General features: G+C 66.3%; 21 protein-coding genes and 2 pseudogenes. 18 read left to right on the top strand and 5 right to left on the bottom strand.

Features of this window, described 5'->3' with window-relative positions:
* The first annotated feature begins 84 nt into the window (after positions 1-84).
* Together ACXJJ9_RS02380 and ACXJJ9_RS02375 are read left to right on the top strand one after the other, a co-directional pair.
* The gene (locus ACXJJ9_RS02380; protein WP_457096143.1) at positions 85-984 is read left to right on the top strand and encodes a PhzF family phenazine biosynthesis protein; all 900 of its coding nucleotides are present in this window, start codon (positions 85-87) and stop codon (positions 982-984) included.
* Positions 981-1,778, top strand: coding sequence for an SDR family oxidoreductase (locus ACXJJ9_RS02375; protein ID WP_457095664.1), 798 nt, complete (start codon positions 981-983; stop codon positions 1,776-1,778). The genes ACXJJ9_RS02380 and ACXJJ9_RS02375 overlap by 4 nt, the downstream gene beginning before the upstream one ends.
* Before the next feature lie 49 nt (positions 1,779-1,827).
* Here ACXJJ9_RS02375 and ACXJJ9_RS02370 read toward each other — a convergent pair whose 3' ends face one another.
* From ACXJJ9_RS02370 to ACXJJ9_RS02360, 3 genes are all read right to left on the bottom strand, one after another.
* Positions 1,828-2,550, bottom strand: a complete 723-nt coding sequence (locus tag ACXJJ9_RS02370) for a glycine zipper 2TM domain-containing protein (protein WP_457095663.1) — start codon at positions 2,548-2,550, stop codon at positions 1,828-1,830.
* Between the two features lie 92 nt (positions 2,551-2,642).
* Positions 2,643-3,329 (bottom strand): alpha/beta fold hydrolase, encoded by a 687-nt coding sequence (locus ACXJJ9_RS02365; RefSeq protein ID WP_457095662.1) that lies wholly within the window; start codon positions 3,327-3,329, stop codon positions 2,643-2,645.
* A 9-nt stretch (positions 3,330-3,338) separates the two neighbouring features.
* On the bottom strand, positions 3,339-3,773 hold the full coding sequence (locus ACXJJ9_RS02360; protein WP_310051479.1) for an OsmC family protein: 435 nt from the start codon (positions 3,771-3,773) through the stop codon (positions 3,339-3,341).
* 261 nt (positions 3,774-4,034) lie between these two features.
* On the opposite strand from ACXJJ9_RS02360, the gene fusA reads away from it, so the two are divergent.
* The 6 genes from fusA to ACXJJ9_RS02330 all read left to right on the top strand — a co-directional run bounded on the left by fusA (position 4,035) and on the right by ACXJJ9_RS02330 (position 9,670).
* Entirely contained in the window at positions 4,035-6,083 is a 2,049-nt protein-coding gene (fusA, locus tag ACXJJ9_RS02355) for an elongation factor G (RefSeq protein WP_457095661.1), read from the top strand.
* A 454-nt stretch (positions 6,084-6,537) separates the two neighbouring features.
* Positions 6,538-7,194: a LysE family translocator gene (locus ACXJJ9_RS02350; RefSeq protein ID WP_457095660.1), complete on the top strand. Its 657-nt coding sequence runs from the start codon at positions 6,538-6,540 to the stop codon at positions 7,192-7,194.
* A 253-nt stretch (positions 7,195-7,447) separates the two neighbouring features.
* On the top strand, positions 7,448-7,864 hold the full coding sequence (locus ACXJJ9_RS02345; RefSeq protein WP_457095659.1) for a hypothetical protein: 417 nt from the start codon (positions 7,448-7,450) through the stop codon (positions 7,862-7,864).
* 85 nt (positions 7,865-7,949) lie between these two features.
* Positions 7,950-8,534 (top strand): DUF1439 domain-containing protein, encoded by a 585-nt coding sequence (locus ACXJJ9_RS02340; protein ID WP_457095658.1) that lies wholly within the window; start codon positions 7,950-7,952, stop codon positions 8,532-8,534.
* Positions 8,535-8,552: 18 nt separating this feature from the next.
* A complete protein-coding gene (locus tag ACXJJ9_RS02335) occupies positions 8,553-9,197 on the top strand; it encodes a hypothetical protein (protein WP_457095657.1) in 645 nt (214 codons plus the stop codon).
* Between the two features lie 23 nt (positions 9,198-9,220).
* A complete protein-coding gene (locus ACXJJ9_RS02330; protein WP_457095656.1) occupies positions 9,221-9,670 on the top strand; it encodes a PIN domain-containing protein in 450 nt (149 codons plus the stop codon).
* 30 nt (positions 9,671-9,700) lie between these two features.
* Here the strand turns inward: ACXJJ9_RS02330 and ACXJJ9_RS02325 are convergent, their stop codons facing one another.
* Both ACXJJ9_RS02325 and ACXJJ9_RS02320 read right to left on the bottom strand, forming a co-directional pair.
* On the bottom strand, positions 9,701-12,019 hold the full coding sequence (locus ACXJJ9_RS02325; protein WP_457095655.1) for a DUF5916 domain-containing protein: 2,319 nt from the start codon (positions 12,017-12,019) through the stop codon (positions 9,701-9,703).
* Positions 12,020-12,381: 362 nt separating this feature from the next.
* Positions 12,382-12,846, bottom strand: a pseudogene (locus ACXJJ9_RS02320) (SET domain-containing protein); the annotation flags it as partial.
* Between the two features lie 212 nt (positions 12,847-13,058).
* Here ACXJJ9_RS02320 and ACXJJ9_RS02315 point away from each other — a divergent pair.
* From ACXJJ9_RS02315 to ACXJJ9_RS02270, 10 genes and pseudogenes are all read left to right on the top strand, one after another.
* Positions 13,059-13,541 carry an SUF system Fe-S cluster assembly regulator gene (locus ACXJJ9_RS02315; RefSeq protein ID WP_310051462.1) on the top strand — a complete coding sequence of 161 codons (483 nt, stop codon included), beginning with the start codon at positions 13,059-13,061 and terminating at the stop codon, positions 13,539-13,541.
* A 13-nt stretch (positions 13,542-13,554) separates the two neighbouring features.
* The gene (gene sufB, locus ACXJJ9_RS02310; protein ID WP_457095654.1) at positions 13,555-15,036 is read left to right on the top strand and encodes a Fe-S cluster assembly protein SufB; all 1,482 of its coding nucleotides are present in this window, start codon (positions 13,555-13,557) and stop codon (positions 15,034-15,036) included.
* Between the two features lie 101 nt (positions 15,037-15,137).
* Positions 15,138-15,917: a Fe-S cluster assembly ATPase SufC gene (gene sufC, locus ACXJJ9_RS02305; RefSeq protein WP_457095653.1), complete on the top strand. Its 780-nt coding sequence runs from the start codon at positions 15,138-15,140 to the stop codon at positions 15,915-15,917.
* 1 nt (position 15,918) lies between these two features.
* Positions 15,919-17,193, top strand: a pseudogene (sufD, locus tag ACXJJ9_RS02300) (Fe-S cluster assembly protein SufD); the annotation flags it as partial.
* A 92-nt stretch (positions 17,194-17,285) separates the two neighbouring features.
* Positions 17,286-18,527, top strand: coding sequence for a cysteine desulfurase (locus ACXJJ9_RS02295; protein ID WP_457095652.1), 1,242 nt, complete (start codon positions 17,286-17,288; stop codon positions 18,525-18,527).
* 73 nt (positions 18,528-18,600) lie between these two features.
* Positions 18,601-18,858, top strand: a complete 258-nt coding sequence (locus tag ACXJJ9_RS02290) for a hypothetical protein (protein WP_457095651.1) — start codon at positions 18,601-18,603, stop codon at positions 18,856-18,858.
* Positions 18,855-19,403, top strand: coding sequence for a GNAT family N-acetyltransferase (locus ACXJJ9_RS02285; RefSeq protein ID WP_457095650.1), 549 nt, complete (start codon positions 18,855-18,857; stop codon positions 19,401-19,403). The genes ACXJJ9_RS02290 and ACXJJ9_RS02285 overlap by 4 nt, the downstream gene beginning before the upstream one ends.
* Positions 19,404-19,448: 45 nt before the next feature.
* Positions 19,449-19,772 carry a non-heme iron oxygenase ferredoxin subunit gene (locus ACXJJ9_RS02280; RefSeq protein ID WP_310051444.1) on the top strand — a complete coding sequence of 108 codons (324 nt, stop codon included), beginning with the start codon at positions 19,449-19,451 and terminating at the stop codon, positions 19,770-19,772.
* Between the two features lie 97 nt (positions 19,773-19,869).
* Positions 19,870-22,020 (top strand): TonB-dependent receptor, encoded by a 2,151-nt coding sequence (locus tag ACXJJ9_RS02275; RefSeq protein WP_457095649.1) that lies wholly within the window; start codon positions 19,870-19,872, stop codon positions 22,018-22,020.
* Positions 22,021-22,110: 90 nt separating this feature from the next.
* Positions 22,111-22,752: a PepSY-associated TM helix domain-containing protein gene (locus ACXJJ9_RS02270; RefSeq protein WP_457095648.1), complete on the top strand. Its 642-nt coding sequence runs from the start codon at positions 22,111-22,113 to the stop codon at positions 22,750-22,752.
* Positions 22,753-22,774: the final 22 nt, after the last annotated feature.

Raw genomic sequence — 22,774 nt, 5'->3', positions numbered from 1 at the left:
TTCAAGAACCGGCAATTCTAGTCGAACCCGCCAGTTCATTCCCCCACCCGGGATACCACCCGGACTGCGTTCCATGAGCCCTTCCTGATGAAACGTCGTTATCTGCAACTGGATGTCTTTGCCTGCAACCCCGGCGATGGCAACCCGCTAGCCGTCGTCCTCGATGCCGACGGCCTGGACGATGCCGCCATGCAGGCCATCGCCAAGTGGACGCGCCTGCCGGAAACGACATTCGTGTTCCCGCCGACCCAGCCGGGAGCCAGCTACCGCATCCGCATGTTCAGCCCGCGCCGCGAAGTCCCGTTCGCCGGGCACCCGAGCGTCGGCACTGCGCACGCCGTAATGGAGGCCGGATTGGTGGCACCCCGCGATGGCCTGCTCTGGCAGGAAGGCATCGCCGGGGTGTTGCCGTTGCGTGTCGTCGGCGAAGGACGCACGCGCACGATCGCGGTGCGCACGCCGAAGGCGCGGGTCGTGGAAGTCGCCGCCCCGGGCGATCCGCGCCTCGCAGCCGCCCTCGCCGGCCTGCCCCTCGGCACCCTGCCGCCGGCATTGATGGACGGTGGCCGGCGCTGGTGGCTGGCCGAACTCGCCGACGAGGCCGCGCTGCGCGCCGCCTCGCCCAACTGGGACGCCATCGCCGAACTCGCGCAGGCCACCGAAAGCATGGGCCTGTTCGTCTATGCCCGCAGCGCCGATCCGGTGCATTACTACGCCGTCCGCGCCTTCGTCGGCGCGCCGGCGCGGTTCGAGGATGCCGCATCCGGCGCCGCCAACGCGACGCTGGCGGCGTGGTTGGCGGCGCGGGGCGCCCTGCCCAGCGCAGACGGCCGCTACCGCGTGAGCCAGGGCCGCGAAGTCGGCCACGACGCGATCATCGATCTGCAGGTGGATGCCGACGGCGAAGTCTGGTCCGGTGGCCGCGTCTGCGACGTGGTGACCGGCGAGATCGAGTGGCCTGCGGCGGACTCAAAGCGCCGATGACCCACCTCGCAAACAAGACCATCTGGATCACCGGCGCCTCCAGCGGCATCGGCGAAGCGCTGGCGAAGCTGGCGGCCCAGCGCGGCGCGAAGCTGGTGCTGTCGTCGCGGCGCGAAACCGAGCTCGAACGCGTGCGGCAGTCATGCCCGCGGCCGCACGACGTTGCCGTGCTGCCCGTCGACCTGGCCAATCTCGATGACGCGCAGGCCCTCGCCGCGCGCGCCGCCAGCTACTTCGGCCCCATCGACGTGCTGGTGAACAATGCCGGCATTTCCCAGCGCACGGCCATGCTGGATACGGACATGGCGGCCTACCGCCAGCTGATGGAGATCGATCTGTTCGCGCCGATGGCGCTGACCAAGGCGCTGGCGCCCGGATGGGTGGAACGGGGCAACGGCCATGTCGTGGTCGTGAGTTCCGTATTCGGCTACATCGCGATGGCACGGCGCACCGGTTACGCGGCCGCCAAGCACGCCCTGCACGGTTTCTTCGACAGCGCCCGCATCGAACTGGGCCATCGCGGCGTGAAGTTCACCCTGGCCTGCCCGGGCTTCGTGCGCACCAACGTGTCGGTCAACGCGCTCGGGCCCGGCGGGCTGCCTTATGGCAAATCCGACCACGACATCGACGGCGGGATGGATCCGCTGGTGTGTGCGGAGAAGATCTGGCGCGCGGTGGAAGCCGACCGCTATGAGGTCACCATTGCCGGTGTCGAGCGTGTCGCCGTGCTGTTCAAGCGCTTCCTGCCACTGCGCTGGTACACCGCGTTCGCGCGGCGGCTCCGGGTCAACTGACCAGAAAAAGAAGGGGCCCGTGGGCCCCTCCTTGTTTCCAGTACAACCCTTACTCCGGTCGCACGTCGACGCGTACGCGGATGCGATCGCCCGGATGATAGTGGGTGCGGGTGGTGTACTGCTGGCCGGCGTATTCGTAGGTCACGTCGTACGCGTCGACCGAGCCATCGTTGCTGCTGTAGTAACCATTGCCGTCGTGAACCGGTACCGGGTCACACACGGTCACCGTGCCCGTTCGATCCGGCATGCGCTGGCGCTGGCGCTGCTCATAGATCTGCCGGCCGGCCATGCCGCCCACCATCGAACCGATCGCGGAGGTCGCGTAACGCGCACTGCCGCCGCCGACCTGGCTGCCGATCGCGGCGCCGACGATGCCGCCGAGGACGGTCGCCATGGTCGCGCCGGTCTGCGTGCCGGCATTGCGATGGTAATTGCCGTACTGGTCGTAGTAGCCGTCGTTCCCGTAACCGTTGTTGTAGCCGCCGTTGTTGTAGCTACCGTTGTTGTAGCCGCCGTTGTTGTAGCCGCCGTTGTAGGAATCGTCACCGTGGACGACGGTATTGCGCTGGTAGCACCGTTGCGAGTTCGACGTGGCATAGCCCGAGCCGTTGCCCGAATCGAACACGGGATCGACGCGGAGCACGCGGGCATAGTCGTAACGGACGTTCGCGGCCTGCGCGTTGTACGGCGCAGCACTGTAGGTCTGCGCGGAAGCGAGGCCGGTGGTGGCCGCCAGGCACAGGGCCAGGGTGGAAACGGACAGGCGCTTCATGTGGGGCACTCCGGACGCCGGGATGGCGTGCGCGGATCGTGGGTCTGCCGCGGTCAATACAGGCTGAATCCAGCCAAGTTCCGCAAGCGGATTTACCTGGCCGACAGCCAGGTGCAGACCTGCAAGGCCAGCGCCGGGGCACCACGCCCCAGCAACGGTCCGACATGGCTTTCCGAAGGGGTCTGCAGCAACTCGGCATTCCATGCGGCCGCCAGCCCACGGGTCAGCCCGGGTGGCACGTCTTCGTCCTGCGTCGACGCGATGCAGAGCACGGGGCACACGGGCCGTGTCGCTTCGATACCCGCATGCGCCGCGCGCACTACCGCACCCGATTCGTCGCGCCAGCGACGGAAAGCAAACAGCACCGTCGCAGCATCGGAATCGGGCAGCGCGCGCCGAGTGGAAGCCAGTCGCGCATCGCAACGCCAGGGCACGACGTCGGGCCAGTCACGCGCAGGCAGCCCGGCCGACCACGGCAACGGCGGCAACGGATTCACCAGCACCAGCGCATCGGCTTCGTCGGCGCACGCGATCGCCAGCAGTCCCCCAAGGCTGGCGCCGATCAGGGCACGTGGCCGCGGCAATGCAGCGAGGGCGGAACGCGCCTGCGACAGGTAGTCGTCGAAGGTCGTGCGGGCCAGTCCGCCCGCGGCCGGCTGCAGGTCCGGCGTGACGGCCTGGATCTCCGAGGCCGCCAGCACGCCTCGCCACGCATTCCATTCCCAGCCGCCGCCACCCGCACCATGCAGCAGGAGCGCGTGCCCGATCGAAGACCGCATGGTCGCGGGTCAGCCCAACGTTGCCGACAGCGTCACCGGCACCGACAGCGCACGCGAGATCACGCAGCCGGCCTTGGCGGCTTCGGCGGCCTGCTGGAACTGCTCGGCGCTCATCCCGGGCACCTTGGCGTTCACGACGAGATTGACGCCGGTGATGGTCGGGCCCGGGTCCATGCCCGGATCCATGGTCGCCTCGGCGCGGGTCTGGATCCGTTCCGGCGTGAAGCCGGACTTACCCAACACCGCGGACAGCGCCATGCTGAAGCAACCCGCGTGCGCCGCCGCCAGGAGCTCCTCGGGGTTGGTCCCCTTCTCGTCGCCGAAGCGGGTCTTGAACGAATAATTCTGGTCGGCGAACAGGCCGCTCTGCGGCGTGCTCATGCTGCCCTTGCCAGCTTGCAGGTCACCTTGCCAGACCGCGTCCGCGTAACGCTTGAAGGCCATGTCGATGCTCCGGGGAAAGGGCGGCCAGCGTAGCGCCGCGTTCGTTAGCTTTGTGATGCGGCTTCCACCGCCCGCCCTGGTCTCGCCCGCGCTTGACCGGCCGCACGACCTGCGGGATGGTTGCTTCCCGGCTACCCGCCGGACCCGCCATGACCGCCCTCGCCGAGTGCACGCTCGGAACGGCAGCGCTTCCGACGCGGACAGCCATGACGGCCGATTTCCTGGGCGCACGCCCTACCCAACCACGGGAGAAACGGCCTCATGTCGTACAGCACACAAGACATCCGCAACGTGGCCCTGGCGGGCCACCCCGCCGCCGGCAAGACGACGCTCTTCGAAGCCCTGCTGCAGGCCGGCGGCGCGATCCAGACAGCAGGCACGATCGAGCGCGGCAGCACCGTCTCCGACTTCGACCCCATCGAGAAACAGCGCGGTCATTCCCTCGACGTCGGCATCGCCAGCACGGACCATGGCGGCATCCACGTCAACCTGATCGACACTCCCGGCTACCCCGACTTCCGCGGTCCCGCGCTCTCCGCGCTTGCGGCGGTGGAAACCGTCGCGATAGTCGTCGACGCCGACAGCGGCATCGAGTACGGCACGCGCCGCATGATGGAATACGCCAAGGCACGCAACCTCTGCCGCGTGCTGGTGGTGAACAAGATCGACCACGCCGACGCCGACAGTGCGCGCGTGCTGACCGAACTGCGCGAGACCTTCGGCAACGAATGCCTGCCGCTCAACCTGCCCGCCGATGGCGGCAAGTCCGTGATCGACTGCTACGGCAACAGCAGCGGTAACAGCGACCTCGGCGCGGTCGCCGACTGGCACCAGAAAATCATCGACCAGGTCGTCGAGGTCAACGAGAAAGTGATGGAGCACTACCTCGACCTCGGCGAAGGCGGGCTGTCGGGTGGGGAACTTCACGACGCCTTCGAGGAATGCCTGCGCGAAGGCCATCTCGTGCCGGTCCTGTTCTGCTCCGCGCGCAGTGGCGTGGGGATCAAGGAACTTCTGGATGTCGCCGAGAAGCTGTTTCCCAATCCTGCCGAGGCGAATCCGCCGTCGTTCCACAAGCTCAACGGACAGGACACGATACCTGTCGAGGCCCTGCCCGACGCTTCCAGGCACGTCATCGCCGACGTCTTCAAGATCGTCAACGATCCTTTCGTCGGCAAGCTCGGCATCTTCCGCGTCTACCAGGGCACGGTGAAGAAGGACACCCAGTTGTTCGTCGATGACGGCAAGAAGCCGTTCAAGGTCGGCCACCTGTTCAAGCTCAGGGGCAAAGAACATATCGAGATCGACCAGGCCGTGCCCGGCGACATCGCGGCCGTGGCGAAGGTGGAGGAGCTGCATTTCGACGCGGTGCTGCACGACAGCCACGACGAGGACCAGATCCACCTCGCGCCCCTGGATTTTCCCAAGCCGATGTTCGGCCTCGCCGTGGAAGCCGCGCACAAGGGCCAGGAGCAGAAGCTGTCGACGGCGCTGCACAAGCTGGCGGAAGAAGATCCGTGCTTCACCGTCGAGCACGAGGCCGAAACCAACGAGACCGTGATCCGCGGCCTCTCCGACCTGCACCTGCGCGTCAACATCGACCGCCTGAAGGACAAGCATGGCGTTGAGGTGAAATCGCGCCCGCCGCGCATCGCCTATCGCGAAACCGTTGCCGGCAAGGCCGAGGGCCACCATCGCCACAAGAAACAGACCGGCGGGGCCGGCCAGTTCGGCGAAGTTTTCCTGCGGATCGAGCCGCTGCCACGCGGTGGAGGCTTCGAGTTCGTCGACGAGGTGAAGGGCGGCACCATCCCGGGCCAGTTCATGCCGGCCGTGGAGAAAGGTGTGCGCCAGGTGCTGCACCACGGCGCGGTCGCCGGCTATCCGATGCAGGACGTGCGCGTGATCGTGTACGACGGCAAGCACCACAGCGTCGACAGCAAGGAAGTCGCCTTCGTGGCGGCGGGCAAGAAGGCCTTCCTCGATGCGATCAGCAAGGCGCGGCCGCAGGTCCTGGAACCCATCGTCGACCTTGAGGTCAACGCGCCCGAGCAGCACATGGGCGACATCAGCGGTGGCCTCGCGAGCAAGCGCGCGCGCATCAATGGCACCGATTCCACGCGTGGCAACGAAATCATCGTTCGCGCCCAGGTGCCGCTGTCCGAACTGGAGGGCTATGCGGCCGAACTGAAGTCGGTGACCGCGGGCCGCGGCCGCTACTCGCTCGACTTCAGCCACTACGAGCCGGTGCCACCGCAGGTGCAGCAGAAGCTCATCGAGACATACAAGCCGAAGATGGAAGAGGATTGAGACTCGACGAGTTCGCACCCGGTCGGCTTCGCGCAGAAGCTCCGGGTGCGCTCCATTCATGAAAGTGCACGAGTGAACGGCCGGACCCGCGCCTGTTCCTGACTATGTGAACGACGCGGCCGATAGTGCGACTCCCGTCGCCAACCCGGCACTGTCCCCGGAACACCGCCCCGGCCTGTGACCCGCATCGCAGACCGTCGTCGATTTCAGTCGTTTCATCCACCCTGCAAGTTACAGGGGGATGACCCATGAACGCTGGAAAACCCACCCGGTCTGGCGACCGACTGGAACGTTTGGCCCGCAGCATGCTCGGCGTCGCATTGCTCGCTGCCGTCACCTGGGCCGTGACCGGAAACCTGTCCGGCCACTTCTGATCCGATCGCACGGATCGCGTGCCGGCCCGACCGGCACTGTCATGCTCGAACGCGACCGCCGGGTCCGGGATAATCGCCCGATGCACCTGTTCGACGCACCCACCCTGCTCGCCTACCTCGCCACCGCCGTGGTGCTGGTGATCATTCCTGGCCCCGGCACCGCATGGATCATCGCGCAGACGGTCGCGGGCGGTACCGCACGCGGCCTGCGCGCGGGACTGGGACTGGAGACCGCCACCCTGATCCATGCGCTCGCGGCGGGCCTGGGTTTGTCGGCTGTGCTGGCGACGTCGGCACTCGCATTCGAGATGCTGAAATACGCCGGCGCCCTCTATCTGGTATGGCTCGGGATCAAGGCCTGGCGCGGTGGCCGCGAAGCAACCGCGGATGACCCCCATCCGGCCCCTGCCGGACCCCAGCCTTCGGGCGATCTCAGTGGCGTGTACTGGCGCTCCGTCGCAACCGGGGTACTCAACCCCAAGGTCGCGCTGTTCTTCCTCGCATTCCTGCCGCAGTTCGTGCATCCCGAGCGCGGATTGGCCTGGCTGCAGTTCCTCGTGCTGGGAGCCCTGCTCTCGGTCATCGGCTTCACCAACAGCGCCGTATTGAGCACCATGATCGGCCGCTTCGGCCGCAGCCTGCGCGGAGATGGCGCATTCGCCCGCTGGCGACAGCGCGTGCTCGGCACTTTCTTCATCGGCCTGGGCCTGCGCCTGGCCCTGCAGCAGCGCGGCTGACGCCCAGCGACTCACTCAAAGCGGCAGCAGGGGTGATGCCGCGGCCGCGGCCGATAGAGGCCAACCCACGGCCTTGAGGTGAGCCCCTCGCGAACCCTCTTCCAAGCGCAACTGGGAGAAGGCTGGGACAACAGCTAACGACTGACCGCCCCGTCGCGTTAGCATCGCGCCGTCGCCAGTCCCCCGCCTGCCGGCTTCCTCGCGTTCTTCCTTTCGCATTCCAAACCCGCCCGCAACTCCCAAGGGGGACTTCATGGACAAGCGTTTCTGGATTTCCGGCGTGGTGATGACCATCGCCACGGCGCTGCTCGGCTTCGTCGTCCACGGCCTGTTTCTGGCAGACGACTACAACACGCTGGTGGGAACGGTGATGCGCTCGCCGGAGGAAGCCAACGGCATGATGCATTGGATGCTGCTGGCCGACGCCTGCATCGGCTTCGCCATGACCTGGATCTACCGCCAAGGCATCGGCCCGAGTGCGACACTGGGCCAGGGCGTGCGTTTCGGCATCGCCGTCGCCTTCCTTACCGTGATCCCGCAGTTCCTGATCTATTGGGTAGTGACGAAGATGCCTGCCGGAATCGTCCATAAGCAACTGGTCTTCGACAGCGTGCGCATGGTGGTGCTCGGCGTGCTCGTCGCCTACCTCAATCCGCGCCGCACCGGTTGAGCCAGCCGGGCCCCACGCAATTCACTCTGGATGCAAAGCCGCGCGGGTATCGTCCGGCCATTCGCCCACTTCGACGGTACGACCGATGAACCTGCGCCGCCGCTTTTTCATTGCCGCCTCCACCACGGCCCTCGCCTGCGCGCTGATCGCGCTGGCCGGCTGTTCCACGCTCGAAGCGGTCAGCGCCCTGCTGGGCGACCGCGTCAACTTCACCCAGCCGCAATTGCAGCAGGCGCTCAATCGCAACTTCCCCAAGCACTACGACCGGCTCGGTGGACTGGTATCGATGACGCTGCTGAATCCACGCCTGTCGATCCCGCAAGGCAGTAACCGCCTGCAACTGGATTTCGATCTCGGCATCGGCGCGCTCGGCAGCGACAGCATGCGTCCCAGCGGCCATTTCGCGCTGAGCAGCGCGCTGCGTTATGACCCCGGCACCCGTGGCCTGCATCTGCAGGAGCCGACGATCGAACAGGTCGACGTGCCGGCGCTCGGCGGCATGATGAACACTTCCGCTCGCGGCCTGCTCAACACCTGGCTCGCCGGGTACGCGCGCGATGAACCCGTCTACCGCTTCGACAACAGCCTGCTCGACCGCCTCGGCTCACGCCGCATCGGCCGCACCGACATCGAGAACGGCCAGGTCGTGGTGCACCTCGGCGACAACTGACAAGAGATGATTTTTCGCATGCGCATTTCCTTCCTCCTCACCCTCTCCCTGCTCGCGCTGCTGGCCACTGCCTGCGGCAAGGATGCTGCGCAGCACTCGGCGGCCGATGGGGGCCCCGACAAGCAGCTGCCGGCGCCCACGGGCGCATCCGGGGGCGTCACCGGCATGCCCGACCGGCCGGGTCCTGGCCCGGTCGGCCCGCCAGTGGCGGAACAGCCGGAAGTGCCGGTGGACGAAAACGGCACCCCGTTGCTGCCCGAAGCCGCACCCGGTGATGCCCAGACCGCAGCCGAACCCACGCCCGAAGACGCCGTCGCCGTGATCCGCGACTACTACGATGCGATCAACAGCGGCGATTTCGTCCGCGCGTATGGGTTGTGGTCGGATGGTGGCCGCTCCAGCGGACAGTCCGCGCCGCAATTCGCCGCGGGTTTTGCCGACATCACCGGTGTCTCGGTGGAAATGCAGTCGCCGGGCGCCGTCGATGCCGCGGCCGGTTCGCGCTACATCGAGGTCCCCGTGGCCATCACCACCACCCGCCGCGATGGCAGCCAGCACCACTTGACTGGCACGTACACGCTGCGCCGCGCGGTGGTGGATGGCGCAACCCCGGAACAACGGCAGTGGCGCATCGGCTCGGCGGACCTACGCGAAACGCAGTAAGCGGCGCGTGCGCCGACGCGACCATGGATGCCACGCCCCGCATCGTGCTGGACACGAACGTATGCCTGGACCTGTTCGTGTTCGATGACCCGCGCTGCCTGCGCCTGCGCGATGCACTGCACGCCGGCGACGTCATCGCCGTGACCAGTGCGGCCTGCCGCGAGGAGTGGTTGCGCGTGCTGTGTTATCCGCAACTGGCCCTCGACGGGGCCGCGCGCGAAGCCGCTGCGGCCCGCTTCGATGCCCTGATGCAACGCTTTCCACCGTGCCCGGATGGCGCGGAAGGTGCGGCGCAGCCACTGCGCTGCAGCGATCCCGACGACCAGAAATTCCTCGACCTGGCGCTGCGCGCCGGTGCCCGCTGGCTGCTGAGCCGCGATGACCACCTGCTCGCCCTGGCGCGGCGGGCGCGGCGCGAAGGTCTGTTCGAGATCCTCGCGCCGCAGGAGTGGGGATCGATCCACGCCAGCTAGGACACGCCGGCGAAGACCGGCGACGAGCGCTTACAGCTCGAAGCGGTACGACAGCTTCACCAGCAACTGTTCGCTGTCGCGCAGGGCGAACGCGTCCTGGAACTGGTCGCGCGCGTTGAAACCGCTGAAGGGCTCCAACTCGGTCAGAGAACCGCCACGCACATAAGCGATATAGAGATAGGACAGCGGCGCCAGTTCGTAGCGATAGCGGATCTGGAAGCCGAGGTTGCTCACCCCGACATCGGGGATCGTCTCCGCCGATTCCACCGGCTCGCCGTTGTCAGCCACGCGGTAAGCCTGCCTCGCTTTCGCGTCCAGTCCGATCGCTTCCAGCCGCACGCGCAGTTCGTGCTTGTCGTTGATCAGCCATACGCTGCCGGCGTTGAGCAGGATCATGTCCTCGTCGTAGCTGCCGATCAGGTTGTCGCCGTGCCACAGCAGCCAGTCGTTGTTGTGCTCGAAGAACCAGGCGGTGAAGAAGCTGAGGCGATCGTTGACGTGGTAGGTCGGCTCGAGGTCGAGCTGGAGCGAGCTCTTGCCCGGCGTATCCAGCCCTTCCGAGGCCCAGCGCATGTTGCCGTAGAAGCTCCAGTGGCCACTGCCCTGGCGCGGACGGTTGCGCTCGTAGAACAGAAAGTACTTCGCCGGCATGTTGATCACTTCATTGTCATTGCTGCGCAGGAAGCGGTCGTCGTGGCCGGACGTCCACGTCGCGACCTCGAAGAAGTCGTTGCCGCCGTCGCGCAGCTGGCCGCTGCGATTCATCGCCGCGGCATCGCCAATGTGCACGCCGTGGTCGTTGACGCGGCGGGACACCGCCCAGTGCCAGTCGGTAGCGCTGTACTGCGAGGTTTCCGGGAAATCGGTGAAACGCTTGCCCAGGTCATAGCGCGCGTAGTTGAAGTTGTTGCGCTCGAGGAAACCGAAGTCGTTGAGCTGCAGCTTGTCGCCGAGGTGCACCATGTACAGCTGCTGGCGCCAGCCGTCGCCCATGTCCCAGTCGATGCGCATCTGCCCGCCGGTATTGCTGCCGGACTGGTTTTCATCCGGCCTGTTGTAGGCGTCCTGCCCCATGCCATCGACGTCCGACCCCACCAGCGTGGTGCGGATGGACCACTGCGGATTGGGCGTCCAGCGGTGGTCGACTTCGTAGACGTTGGCCTCGCGGCCTATGCATTCGCCCGTGCCCACGTCCTGGCCGTAACAAGGCCGCTCCACGCGTGTGATCATCGCGCCGATGCCCTGCGTGTCGCCGTCGCGAGAGGTGCGCAAGGCATAGAAATCACGTCCTGCCTCATCCGCTTCGGTGGCGGCGAACACGCCGTAGTTCATCGCGCCCAGGCTGCCGTTGAGTTTCGCAGCGGCCGTCACGTCGCCGGCACCACTGCCGTCGTCGGCATTCGCGCCGACGCGACGGGTATAGATCAGTCGGTTGGCGTTGTTGAGCCCGCCGAACGGCACGTCGAAGTAGCTCTGGTTCTCGGTGAAGAAGGGGCGCTTGTCGCTGAAGAAGGTCTCGTTCGCGCTGAAGTTGACGACCAGCTGGTCGCTCTCGACCTGGCCGAAGTCGGGGTTGAGCGTCGCACTGAGCTGGAAGCGGCCGTTGGGCTTCCAGAAGATGTCGGCGCCGGTGTCGAAGTCGGAGTTCGTTGCGACGTTGTCGTAAACGCCCGACACATACGGGGTGATCGCCAGCAGCGACTGGCTGTACGCCGGCACCTCGACTTTGTTCAGCGCGGTGAGGAAGCGCGATTCCTGGAAGCTGACCGCCGGCCAGGAGGCGCGCTCGCCGGTGGCGCCGATGACGCGATCGAGCGAGATGCCGAGGGTGCGGGTGCCGTTCTTCACGTCGCGCATCGTCGCGACGTGCCACGGGATCAGCATCTCCGCCGACCAGCCGGCTTCGTCCTCGCTGGTGGCGTGGCGCCAGTCGCCATCCCAGTCCGGGTTGAACTGGTTCTCGTTGGTGATGGTGGTATCGATGATGCTGTTGGACAGCAGTACGGTGAAGTTGTAGCCGGTGCGGCCGTCGCCGTCGAAGTCGACATAGAGATTGACGCGGTCGGCCTGCGCGCCCTGGTCTCGTTGCGCCTCCTGGCGCGTGCGCGCGATATTGGGCGACTGCAGGTTGCGGAACCCGATGGCCAGGCCGTCCTCGGTGGCGAGGATCCAGGCCTCGGTCGGCTGCGAACCCGGCGCGCGCGACAGCGGCTGGGTCTGGCGGAAATCGGTGATGTGCTGCGCGCCCTGCCATTCGGCTGGATCGATGCGGCCGTCGATCACGACGGCGGCGAAGGCGGGCGGCGCGGCGAGCGCGGCCAGGATGGCGATGGTCAGCGTTGCACGCATGGAGAGTCCGGTTATGGAGGATTGCGGCCCGCTTCCAGCGCGCCGATCCGCGGGTGCCGCTGTGCGCGGCCCCACGACAGGTGGGCAGGGTATTGCCGACCGTGGCGGTTACCGCATGGCGGAAGTCATGCCAACCAATTGCCTGATCCCTGCATCGCGGCAACACCGTTCAGCTTCGCGGTTGCCGGACAGAGCCGGCGGTCAGCTGGCGAACGTGCTCCCGCCCCGGAAATCCCCGCGTGGACCGCAAAAAAGAAGCGCCGGGACTGGCCCGGCGCCGACAGGCAGGAAGGACCCGATCAGTCCTTCTTTCCGTTGCCCTTTTTCTTCTTGTCCTTTTTCTTCTTTTTCTTGGACTTGTCTTTCTTTGGCTGAAGCATGGTGCCGGTGCAATCGGGCGACCCGCAGCGGCACTCCCAGATCTTCTTCAGCTCCTTGGTGTGCTTTTCTTCCAGGCGGATGCCGTAGTTGTAGGACAGCTCCTCGCCCGGCGCGATGTCACGCATGGCCTCGATGAACACCTTGTCCTTGCGGCGGTCGTCGCCGTCGTCCTCTTCCAGCACGGCCTCGCAGTTGGGCGAACAGCTGTGGTTGATCCAGCGCGCCGAATTGCCCTCGAAGTTCGCGTCGATCACGTACTCGTCGTTGAGGGTGAACAGGAAGGTATGGCCGGTGTCGACGTCGCCGGAATCGCCTTCATCGACTTCGTCGTGGGTACGGCGACGGCCCTTGTATTCGATCAGGCGCTCGCCCTTCTCGATCGGGGCGACGGCGAACATGCCGTTGCCATGGATGGTGGAACGGCGAGTGGCGATCTTGCGAGGCATGCAGGGTCCGGAGGCGAGTGAAGTGCAGCGGGCGGCGATTGTCGCTTGAAAGCGGTGATGCCGTCATGGCGCAGCCGGGGCGGCGCGGAGCGGGCGCGCGACGCCTCGGTCCGGGGCGCATGCGGCCGGGGAACCCAGCGGCTCGACCCCGTCGGCTCAAATCAGTACAATTCCAGTACGAATTAGCCCCGGCCCTGTTCAGGCCCCCCGCCATGCTCCGCGTCACCAAGCTCACCGACTACGCCACGGTCGTCATGACCGTCCTCGCCGGCCACCACGGCAGCGCCCCGGAAGCCGTGCTCAGCGCATCGGAGCTGGCCGAGCGCGCCGGACTGGAAACACCGACCGTGGCCAAGGTCCTCAAGCCTTTGGCGCAGGCCGGCCTGGTCGCCGCCACGCGCGGCGCGAACGGCGGCTATCGGCTCGCGCGGTCGGCGGAAGCGATTGGCCTGCTCGAAATCGTGATTGCGCTGGAAGGGCCGCTCGGCATGACCGAATGCAGCGTCCACGCCGGCAACTGCGGCATCGAACAGTCCTGCGGCGTACGCGCCAACTGGAACCGCATCAACGACGTGGTGATCGACGCCCTGCGCGGCATCACCCTCGCGCAGATGCTGGCGCCACCGCCACACCGCGAACCCGAAGCCGGCCCAAATCCCGCGAAGCGCATCGACCTGCGCCTCGCCAACGCATAAGCAGTCCGTAGCCATGGCCACCGAAACCATCCCGACCAGCATCATCGAAGACCCGGCCGAGACCAATCGCGAAATCCGCGAGCAGCTCGGCCGCAAGTACGAAGCCGGCTTCGTCACCGCCATCGAATCCGAATCCTTGCCGCCGGGCCTGGACGAGGACGTCATCCGCGCCATCTCCGAACGCAAGAACGAACCGGACTGGATGACGCAGTGGCGCCTGGCGGCCTACCGCCACTGGCTGACCATGCCGATGCCGCACTGGGCCAAGCTCAATATCGCCCCGATCGATTTCCAGGCGATCAGCTACTACTCCGCGCCCAAGGGTCCGAAGTACGCCTCGCTGGACGAGGTTCCGCAGGAACTGCTCGACACCTACGAGAAGCTCGGCGTGCCGCTGCACGAGCGCGCCAAGCTGGCCGGCGTCGCCGTCGATGCCGTTTTCGACTCGGTCTCGGTCGGCACCACCTTCCGCAAGGAACTGGCCGAAAAGGGCGTGATCTTCTGCTCGATGTCGGAAGCGGTCCACGAATACCCCGAGCTGGTACGGAAGTACCTCGGCACGGTCGTGCCGACCCACGACAACTACTTCGCCGCACTGAATTCCGCGGTATTTTCCGACGGCTCGTTCGTGTTCATCCCCAAGGGCGTGCGCTGCCCGATGGAGCTGAGCACCTACTTCCGCATCAACGCCAGCGAGACCGGCCAGTTCGAGCGCACCCTGATCGTGTGCGAGGAAAAGGCCTACGTGTCGTACCTCGAAGGCTGCACCGCTCCGATGCGCGACGAGAACCAGCTGCACGCGGCGGTCGTCGAGCTGGTGGCGCTGGAAGACGCGGAGATCAAGTACTCGACCGTGCAGAACTGGTACCCCGGCGACGAGAACGGCGTCGGTGGCATCTACAACTTCGTGACCAAGCGTGGCGAATGCCGTGGCGCGCGCTCGAAGATCAGCTGGACGCAGGTCGAGACCGGTTCGGCAATCACCTGGAAATATCCGTCGTGCGTGCTGCTCGGCGACGATTCCGTCGGCGAGTTCCATTCGGTCGCGCTGACGCACCACCGCCAGCAGGCCGACACCGGCACCAAGATGATCCACATCGGCAAGCGCACCAAGTCGAAGATCGTCAGCAAGGGCATCAGCGCCGGCCACGGCCAGAATTCCTACCGCGGCCTGGTCCGCGTGGAGAAGAACGCCGAGGGCGCGCGCAACCATACCCAGTGCGATTCGCTGCTGATCGGCAAGAAGTGCGGCGCGCACACCTTCCCGTACATCGAAGTGAAGCACCCATCCGCGACGGTCGAACACGAAGCCACGACCTCGAAGATCAGCGACGACCAGCTGTTCTATTGCCGCTCGCGCGGCATCAGCGAGGAAGACGCGGTGTCGATGATCGTCGACGGCTTCTGCAAGTCGGTGTTCCGCGAGTTGCCGATGGAGTTCGCGGTGGAAGCCAAGAAGCTGCTGGAAGTCTCCCTGGAGGGAGCCGTAGGTTGATTTCTCCTTCTCCCGGCTAGCGGGAGAAGGTGCCCGAAGGGCGGATGAAGGGCGAACGCAGCCACAGCGCTGAATCGCCTCACCCCAACAAGAGAAAGAACATGCTGAAGATCGAAAACCTCCACGTCCGCGTCGCCGGCAAGGAAATCCTCAAGGGCCTCTCGCTCGAAGTGCAGCCGGGCCAGGTGCACGCGATCATGGGCCCCAACGGCGCCGGCAAGTCCACGCTCGGCAATGTCATCGCCGGGCGCGAGGGCTATGAAGTCGTCGCCGGTTCGGTGACCTTCGAAGGCCGCGACCTGCTGGCGCTGGAGCCGGAAGAGCGTGCCGCCAGCGGCGTATTCCTCGCCTTCCAGTACCCGGTCGAGATCCCGGGCGTGAACAACACCTACTTCCTGCGCACCGCCGTCAACGCGCAGCGCAAGGCGCGTGGCGAGAGCGAGCTGGACTCGATGCAGTTCCTGAAGAAGGTGCGCGAGAAACTGGCGGTCCTCCACCTCAAGGACGACCTGCTGCAGCGCGCGGTCAACGAGGGCTTCAGCGGTGGCGAGAAGAAGCGCAACGAGATCTTCCAGCTCGCCCTGCTCGAACCCAAGCTCGCGATCCTCGACGAAACCGACAGTGGCCTCGACATCGACGCGCTGAAGAACGTCGCCGAAGGCGTCAACGCACTGCGTTCGCCCGACCGTGCCTTCCTGGTCGTCACCCACTACCAGCGCCTGCTCGACTACATCACGCCCGACGTGGTCCACGTGCTGGCCGACGGCCGCATCGTCGAAAGCGGCGGCCCGGAACTCGCGCTGCAGCTGGAAGCACACGGCTACGCCTGGGTGAAGGACCGTGTTGCACCGGGACATGCCTCATCCGGAGCCGCGGCCTGACATGAGCGCCCTGCTCGACTCCTTCGCTTCCGCCTTCGACGCCCTGCCCGGCCGCGATGCCGCCGGCCTTGGCGCATCGCGCCGCGATGCGCTGGCCGCCGCATTGCGCGACGGCATGCCCGGCACCCGCAGCGAACGCTGGAAGTACACCCCGCTGCGTGCGTTCGAACGCCGCACGTTCGCCGCCGCCGACGCGCAGCCGGCCATTTTCGATGAGGCTCTGCTGGCAGGCATCCCCACGCCCCGGCTGGTCTTCGTCAACGGCCGCTTCGATCCCGCGCACAGTGATGCGGCCGGACTGCCTCCTGGCGTCGCGCTGCAGCCGCTGTCGCAGCTTCTGGCACAAGGCGGCGAGCGTGAAGTGAACTTCCTCGCCCGCCGCTACGAGCGCCCGGACGAGGTCTTCGCCCGCGTCAACGCCGCCCTGGCCGACGAGGGCGTGGTCCTGCGCGCGGAAGCAGGGGTGCGTTCGGCGCTGCCGATCCACCTCGTGTTCGTGGGCACCGCTGCCGGACGCGATCTCGCCTCGCATTCGCGGCATCTGTTCGAATTGCGCCGCGATGCCGAACTGACGCTGGTCGAGCATCACCTGGCCGGTGCCGCCAATACCCACCTCGCCAACAGCATTGCCCACGTCCACCTCGCCGCAGGTGCGCGCCTCACCCACCTGCGCGTGCAGGACGAAGCCCCGGGCGCGTCGCTGATCAGCCGCACCGACGCGGTGCTGGCGCGCGACGCGATCTATCGCCGCCTCGACCTCGAACTCGGCGGCGCGCTGGCGCGCCACGAACTCAACGCCTCGCTGCAGGGCGAAGGCGCGCAGGTCATCTCCAACGGCGTGCTGCTGGCCGATGGCAAGCGCCACCTCGACACGCGACTGGGCATCGACCATGTCGCACGCGACACGCGCTGCGACCTGCTGTGGCGCGGACTCGGTTCCGGGCGTTCGAAGGCGGCCTTCCACGGCGGCATCACCATCCGCGAAGGCGCGGACGGCAGTGTCGCCGCTCTGTCGAACAAGAACCTGCTGCTCTCCGCGGGCGCGGAGATCGATACGCAGCCCGTGCTCGAGATCCACGCCGACGAGGTGCAGGCCGCGCACGGAGCGGCGGTTGGCCAGCTCGATGCCACCTCCATGTTCTACCTGCGCAGCCGCGGCATTCCCGAGCCTCAGGCACGCGCCCTGCTCACGGCCGCGTTCTGCCGTGAAACCCTCAACGTGATCGAAGACGCGCCGCTGCGTGAATCATTGGCGGCGAAGCTCGATGCCGCGCTGGCCCGCCTGGATCCTGCCCAATTGGGGCCCGCGCAATTGGGGCCCGCACAATTGGGGCCCGCGCAATCGGAACCCGCACAATCGGAGCCGGCATGAACGCGCCGCTCGCCACCGCCACCACCATCGACTGGGCCAGCGTCCGCGCCGACTTCCCGCTGCTTACGCGCGAGGTGCAGGGCAAGCCGCTGGTCTACCTCGACTCGGCGAACACCGGCCAGAAGCCGGCAAGCGTGATCGAGGCGGTCGACGACTTCTACCGCCACCACAACGCCAACGTCAGCCGCGCCGTGCACACGCTCGGCACCGAGGCGACCGATGCCTACGAAGGCGCGCGCCGCAAGCTGGCGGCATTCTTCAACGTCCGCCCCGACGAGCTGGTGTTGTGCAGTGGCACCACCTTCGCCCTCAACCTGGTCGCTTACTCCTGGGCCCTGCCCAACCTGCGTCCCGGCGACGCGATCGTGCTCACCCGCATGGAGCACCACGCCAACATCGTGCCGTGGCAGCTGGTGGCCGAACGCACCGGCGCGAAGATCAAGGTCGCGGAAGTCAACGCCGCCGGCGAACTCGACATCGATGCGCTTTACGCGCTGCTGACGCCGGAGGTGAAGATCCTCTCGCTGACGCACGTCTCCAACGTGCTCGGCACGGTCAACCCGGTGCGCGAGATCTGCCGTGAAGCCCGCCGGCGCGGCATCGTCACCGCGGTGGACGGCTCGCAGGCCGCACCGCATCGTCCGGTCGACATCGCATCGATCGGTTGCGACTTCTACGCCTTCACCGGCCACAAGATGTGCGGCCCGACCGGCACCGGCGCGCTGTGGGCGCGCCGCGAGCACCTGGCCGCCATGCCGCCCTTCATCGGCGGCGGCGAGATGATCAAGGAAGTGCGCTTCGAGGGCACGGTCTATAACGACGCGCCGCACAAGTTCGAAGCCGGCACGCCGAACATCGCCGGCTTCATCGGGCTGGGCGCGGCGGTCGATTACCTGTCGGCCCTCGGCATGGCCAACACTGAAGCGCGCGAGCAGAAGCTCTTGCAACACGCGACCGAGGAACTGGACAAGGTCGAGGGCCTGCGCATATTCGGTCGCGCCGCCGAGAAAGCCGCGGTCATCAGTTTCCTGGTCGACGGCGCCCACGCCCACGACCTGGCCACCCTGCTCGACCTGGAAGGCGTGGCGATCCGGTCCGGCCACCACTGCGCACACCCGCTGATGCACCACTTCGGCGTGCCGGCCACGTGCCGCGCGTCATTCGCGTTCTATAACACGCACGGGGAAGTGGAGGCGTTCGTGGCGGCCCTGCGGAAGGCCCGCAAGCTATTGGCATAAGCCGGCAGCGCGCGCGGTGAAGCCGCGTTGCGCTACGCTTTGCCACCGACGACAGCCGCAACCCGGGCCACCCATGTCCGACAACCCCGAGTTCCTCGCGCTCCTGCGCGAGATACGCGACAACCAGCGCGAGGCGCTGGCGCTGCAGCGCGAGCACCTCCAGGCCTACCAGCGCCAGCTCGATCGCGTCGAACGGATCAACGATCGCGCCGAGGCGATCCAGGGTCGCGCCGGCAAGGCGATCAAGGCCATCGTATGGATCGCAATCCCGCTGGTGTTCCTCCTGCTGCTATTGATGTTCCTCCCTTACTTCTCCCGCCTGGTCGCATGAGCCACGAAAGCGCATTGAAATTCCGCAGTGCCACCCACGCCGACACCGTCGCCCTGGTGGCGCTGGTCGAATCCGCCTATCGCGGTGACGTGAGCAAGCAAGGCTGGACCACCGAAGCCGACATGCTCGAAGGCCGCCGCACCGGCACCGATGACATCGAGTCGTGCATCAGCCGTCCCGACAGCCGCATCCTCATTGCCGAGCGGACGTCGCAGGACGGCAGCCATGAACTCCTTGCGTGCGCGCACGTGGCCATCGAAGACGGCGCCGGCTACTTCGGCATGTTTTCGGTACGTCCCAACCTGCAGGGCGGCGGGATCGGCAAGGCGATGCTCGCCGAAGCCGAACGCGTCGCCCGCGACGAATGGAAGCTCCCGGCCATGCGGATGACGGTGATCGACATCCGCGACGAGCTCATCGCCTTCTACGAGCGCCGAGGCTACCGGCGCACGGGCACCAAGAAGCCGTTTCCCTATGGCGACGAGCGCTTCGGCGTGCCCAAGCGCGCTGACCTCCGTTTCGAGGTCCTGGAAAAAGCGCTGTGATCCTCGCCATCGTCGCGATGGCCGTTACTGCCAAGGAATAGATCAATGGGCGATTGGGTATTCGTCTGCGCCACGTCGCAGTTGCTTCCCGGCGAAACCGTCGTCGCGTGGGACGGCGACACCCCCATCCTCGTGGTGAACTACGACGGCGACTTCTACGCGATGGAAGACAAGTGCTCGCATGAGGATTTCGAGCTGTCCGCTGGCCACTTCGATGGCGACGAAGCGACGATCGAATGCGCCTTGCACGGTGCGAAGTTCGACGTGCGCGACGGTCGCCCTCTCTGCGCGCCCGCCTATGAGCCGGTGACGAAGTTTCCCGTCAAGGTCGACGATACGGGCGTGTGGACGCGCGACGACCGGGATTGACCCCTCGCAAACGCGAATCGTTTGCATCTGATAACCATTCTCATTAACATGGCGTCCGCCGCGGCATGAAGCCGCCGACTTTTTTGTCACGGGACCCATGAAAACCAAGAAGATCCCCGCTGCCGCACCGTTGGCAGCCGCCCTTGCCCTCGCCCTTTCCGCCCCCGCCCTGGCCGAGACCGCTACCGACGACGCCGGTGGTCGCCATGAGCGTGCCACCGACCTCGACACCATCGAAGTCATCGGCAAGGTCGACTACAGCTATGTGCAGAAGCGCAGCACGACCGCGACCAGGACCGATACCGAACTGCAGGACGTGCCGCAATCGATCACGGTCGTGACCCAGGACATGATCCGCGACCAGGCCATGCAGAACCTCGCCGACGTCGTCCGCTATGTGCCTGGCGTGACCATGGCGCAGGGCGAAGGCAACCGCGACACGCCCGTGCTGCGCGGCAACAGCACCACCGGCGACATGTTCATCGACGGCATGCGCGACGATACGCAGTACTTCCGCGACCTCTACAACATCGAACGCGTCGAGGCGCTGAAGGGCCCCAACGCCATGATCTTCGGCCGCGGCGGCAGCGGCGGCGTGATCAACCGCGTCACCAAGCAGGCCGACTGGAACACCGTGCGCAATCTCAACCTGCAAGTCGGCTCCTGGGACAAGCGGCGCCTGAGTGGCGACTTCGGCCAGGCCATCAGTGACGACGCCGCGTTCCGCGTGACGGCCATGTTCGAGGACTCGGAAAGTTACCGTGACGACTACGAAGCCAGGCGTTGGGGCATCAACCCGACGTTCGCGTTCGACGCCGGCGAAAACACCACGATCACCCTGGGCTACGAGCACTTCGAGGACGATCGCGTCGCCGACCGCGGCGTGCACTCCTCGCTCAATGTCTTCAACGGTCGCCGCCTGCCGGTGGAAACGGATCGCTCCACGTTCTTCGGCGATCCGGACCGCAGCGACACCTGGGTCGATGTCGACGCTCTGAGCGGCCTGGTTGAGCACGACTTCGGCAACGGCCTGACGCTGCGCAACCGCACCCGTATTGCCGATTACGACAAGTTCTACCAGAACGTATACGCCGGCGGCCCGGTCTCCCGCGACGGCTCGCTGGCCGATATCCGCGCCTACAACAACGCGACCCAGCGCAAGAACGTCTTCAACCAGACCGATTTCGTCTGGTCGCTCGATGGCGCCATCAAGCAGACCGTGCTGTTCGGTGCCGAATTGGGCCGCCAGGAAACCGACAACCTGCGCAACACCGGCTTCTTCGGCGCGCCGGGTTCCACCGTGACCTCGGTGCTGGTGCCGTTCGAGAACCCGCGCTACACCGGGCCATTGGAGTTCCGTCCGAATGGAACCGACGCGAACAACCATAGCGTTGCCAAAGTCGCCGCCGTTTACGTACAGGACCAGATCGAGTTCTCGCCGCAGTGGCAAGCGATCGCCGGTCTGCGCTACGACCGCTTCGACATGGATTTCGATGACCTCAGGGCTTCGACTGCCCCGCAGAATCGTCATCTCACCTCCACCGACAACCTGCTGTCGCCGCGCGTCGGCCTGGTCTACAAGCCGGTCGAGCCGCTCTCCCTGTACGCGAGCTACGGAATCGCCTACCTGCCGCGCGCGGGCGACCAGCTGTCATCGCTGAGCCCGACCAACAAGGCATTCGATCCGGAAGAGTTCCGCAACTATGAAGTCGGCACCAAGTGGGAAGTCGTCCAGGGCCTGGCCCTGACCGCCGCTGCCTACCGCCTGGAGCGCACCAACGTGATCGCCCCGGACCCGTCGAATCCCGCGCAGTCGATCCTGATCGACGGTCAACGCGTGAAGGGTGTCGAGCTGGGCCTGGCCGGAAACATCACCGAGGCGTGGAGTGTCATGGGTGGCTACGCCTGGCAGGAAGGCGATATTCCCAACAGCATCGTCAAGCCTGCACAACTGCCGAAGCAGACCGCTTCGCTATGGAACCGCTACGACTTGAGCGACCGTTGGGGCGTGGGCCTGGGCGCGGTCTATCGCGGTGAATTCTTCGCTTCGACCAGCAATGAGGTCGTGGTCAAGGGCTACACCCGCTACGACGCGGCCGTGTTCTTCGACGTCAGCAAGAATCTCGGCCTGCAGTTGAACCTCGAAAACATCTTCGACAAGAAGTATTTTGTTTCGGCGAACAGCGACAACAACATCACGCCAGGTTCGCCGCGCGCGGCCTACCTGAGCGTCAACTTCGCGTTCTGATCCATTCTTCAATCAGTGCATCACGGTCGGGAGCCCGCTCGTCGCGCGGGCTCCTGCCTTTTTGATGCGCAGCCCGACGGAAGCCTTCGCATGAATGCCACCACGAGCACGGCCGACCTGGCCCGCCGCCGCAGCAACACCACCTATCGCTGGATCCGCCAGATCCACCTGTGGATTGGCGCGTGGGGCGCGCTGGCCGCGATCATCTACGGCTTTACCGGACTCGTCATGAACCACCGCTTCGGCGACAGCGCGTGGGCACAGGGCGATAGCGAGGAAACCGGTCGCCTGGTGCTGCAGATTCCGACCGCGGCTCGCACGAGCCCCGAGGAACTGTCGCTGTGGCTGCGGCAGACGCAAGCACTGGACGCGCAGGTGATCCGCAAGGGCTCGCCGGGTGCGAAGGACGGCAAACAGCCGCCGAAGTGGAACCTGAGCGGCGGCACCGCGAGCGAATCCTGGGCCCTGGAATACACACCGGGCAAGGACAGCGCCGAACTCAAGCGCAGCTCGCATACGCTGCTCGCCGCGATCAACCGCCTGCACAAGGGCGTGGGCGGCGGCTGGGCCTGGAGCCTGCTCGCCGACAGCTTCGCCATCGGCATGTTGCTGCTGGGTCTGTCGGGCATCTGGATGTGGGCGCGCGGTCGCACGCCGAAGCAGATGGTTGCGAGCGTGCTGGGCTTGTCGCTCGTCGTCCTGGCATTCGTATTGGGGCCGGCTCTGCTCTAAGCCCGCCTCGTCACCAGGCCTC

The sequence above is a fragment of the Lysobacter sp. P5_B9 genome (assembly GCF_054049835.1).
The sequence above is the reverse complement of the archived record's forward strand: the minus strand, read 5'-3'. Positions and strand labels throughout refer to the sequence as shown.

Coding starts and splice junctions, on each gene's coding strand:
- ACXJJ9_RS02345 (WP_457095659.1), top strand. CDS start 7,448: ATGGACAAGCGTTTCTGGATTTCCGGCGTGGTGATGACCATCGCCACG.
- ACXJJ9_RS02335 (WP_457095657.1), top strand. CDS start 8,553: ATGCGCATTTCCTTCCTCCTCACCCTCTCCCTGCTCGCGCTGCTGGCC.
- ACXJJ9_RS02290 (WP_457095651.1), top strand. CDS start 18,601: ATGTCCGACAACCCCGAGTTCCTCGCGCTCCTGCGCGAGATACGCGAC.
- ACXJJ9_RS02365 (WP_457095662.1), bottom strand. CDS start 3,329: ATGCGGTCTTCGATCGGGCACGCGCTCCTGCTGCATGGTGCGGGTGGC.
- ACXJJ9_RS02280 (WP_310051444.1), top strand. CDS start 19,449: ATGGGCGATTGGGTATTCGTCTGCGCCACGTCGCAGTTGCTTCCCGGC.
- ACXJJ9_RS02275 (WP_457095649.1), top strand. CDS start 19,870: ATGAAAACCAAGAAGATCCCCGCTGCCGCACCGTTGGCAGCCGCCCTT.
- ACXJJ9_RS02350 (WP_457095660.1), top strand. CDS start 6,538: ATGCACCTGTTCGACGCACCCACCCTGCTCGCCTACCTCGCCACCGCC.
- ACXJJ9_RS02375 (WP_457095664.1), top strand. CDS start 981: ATGACCCACCTCGCAAACAAGACCATCTGGATCACCGGCGCCTCCAGC.
- sufC (WP_457095653.1), top strand. CDS start 15,138: ATGCTGAAGATCGAAAACCTCCACGTCCGCGTCGCCGGCAAGGAAATC.
- ACXJJ9_RS02370 (WP_457095663.1), bottom strand. CDS start 2,550: ATGAAGCGCCTGTCCGTTTCCACCCTGGCCCTGTGCCTGGCGGCCACC.
- ACXJJ9_RS02285 (WP_457095650.1), top strand. CDS start 18,855: ATGAGCCACGAAAGCGCATTGAAATTCCGCAGTGCCACCCACGCCGAC.
- ACXJJ9_RS02325 (WP_457095655.1), bottom strand. CDS start 12,019: ATGCGTGCAACGCTGACCATCGCCATCCTGGCCGCGCTCGCCGCGCCG.
- ACXJJ9_RS02270 (WP_457095648.1), top strand. CDS start 22,111: ATGAATGCCACCACGAGCACGGCCGACCTGGCCCGCCGCCGCAGCAAC.
- fusA (WP_457095661.1), top strand. CDS start 4,035: ATGTCGTACAGCACACAAGACATCCGCAACGTGGCCCTGGCGGGCCAC.
- ACXJJ9_RS02295 (WP_457095652.1), top strand. CDS start 17,286: ATGAACGCGCCGCTCGCCACCGCCACCACCATCGACTGGGCCAGCGTC.
- ACXJJ9_RS02360 (WP_310051479.1), bottom strand. CDS start 3,773: ATGGCCTTCAAGCGTTACGCGGACGCGGTCTGGCAAGGTGACCTGCAA.
- ACXJJ9_RS02340 (WP_457095658.1), top strand. CDS start 7,950: ATGAACCTGCGCCGCCGCTTTTTCATTGCCGCCTCCACCACGGCCCTC.
- sufB (WP_457095654.1), top strand. CDS start 13,555: ATGGCCACCGAAACCATCCCGACCAGCATCATCGAAGACCCGGCCGAG.
- ACXJJ9_RS02330 (WP_457095656.1), top strand. CDS start 9,221: ATGGATGCCACGCCCCGCATCGTGCTGGACACGAACGTATGCCTGGAC.
- ACXJJ9_RS02315 (WP_310051462.1), top strand. CDS start 13,059: ATGCTCCGCGTCACCAAGCTCACCGACTACGCCACGGTCGTCATGACC.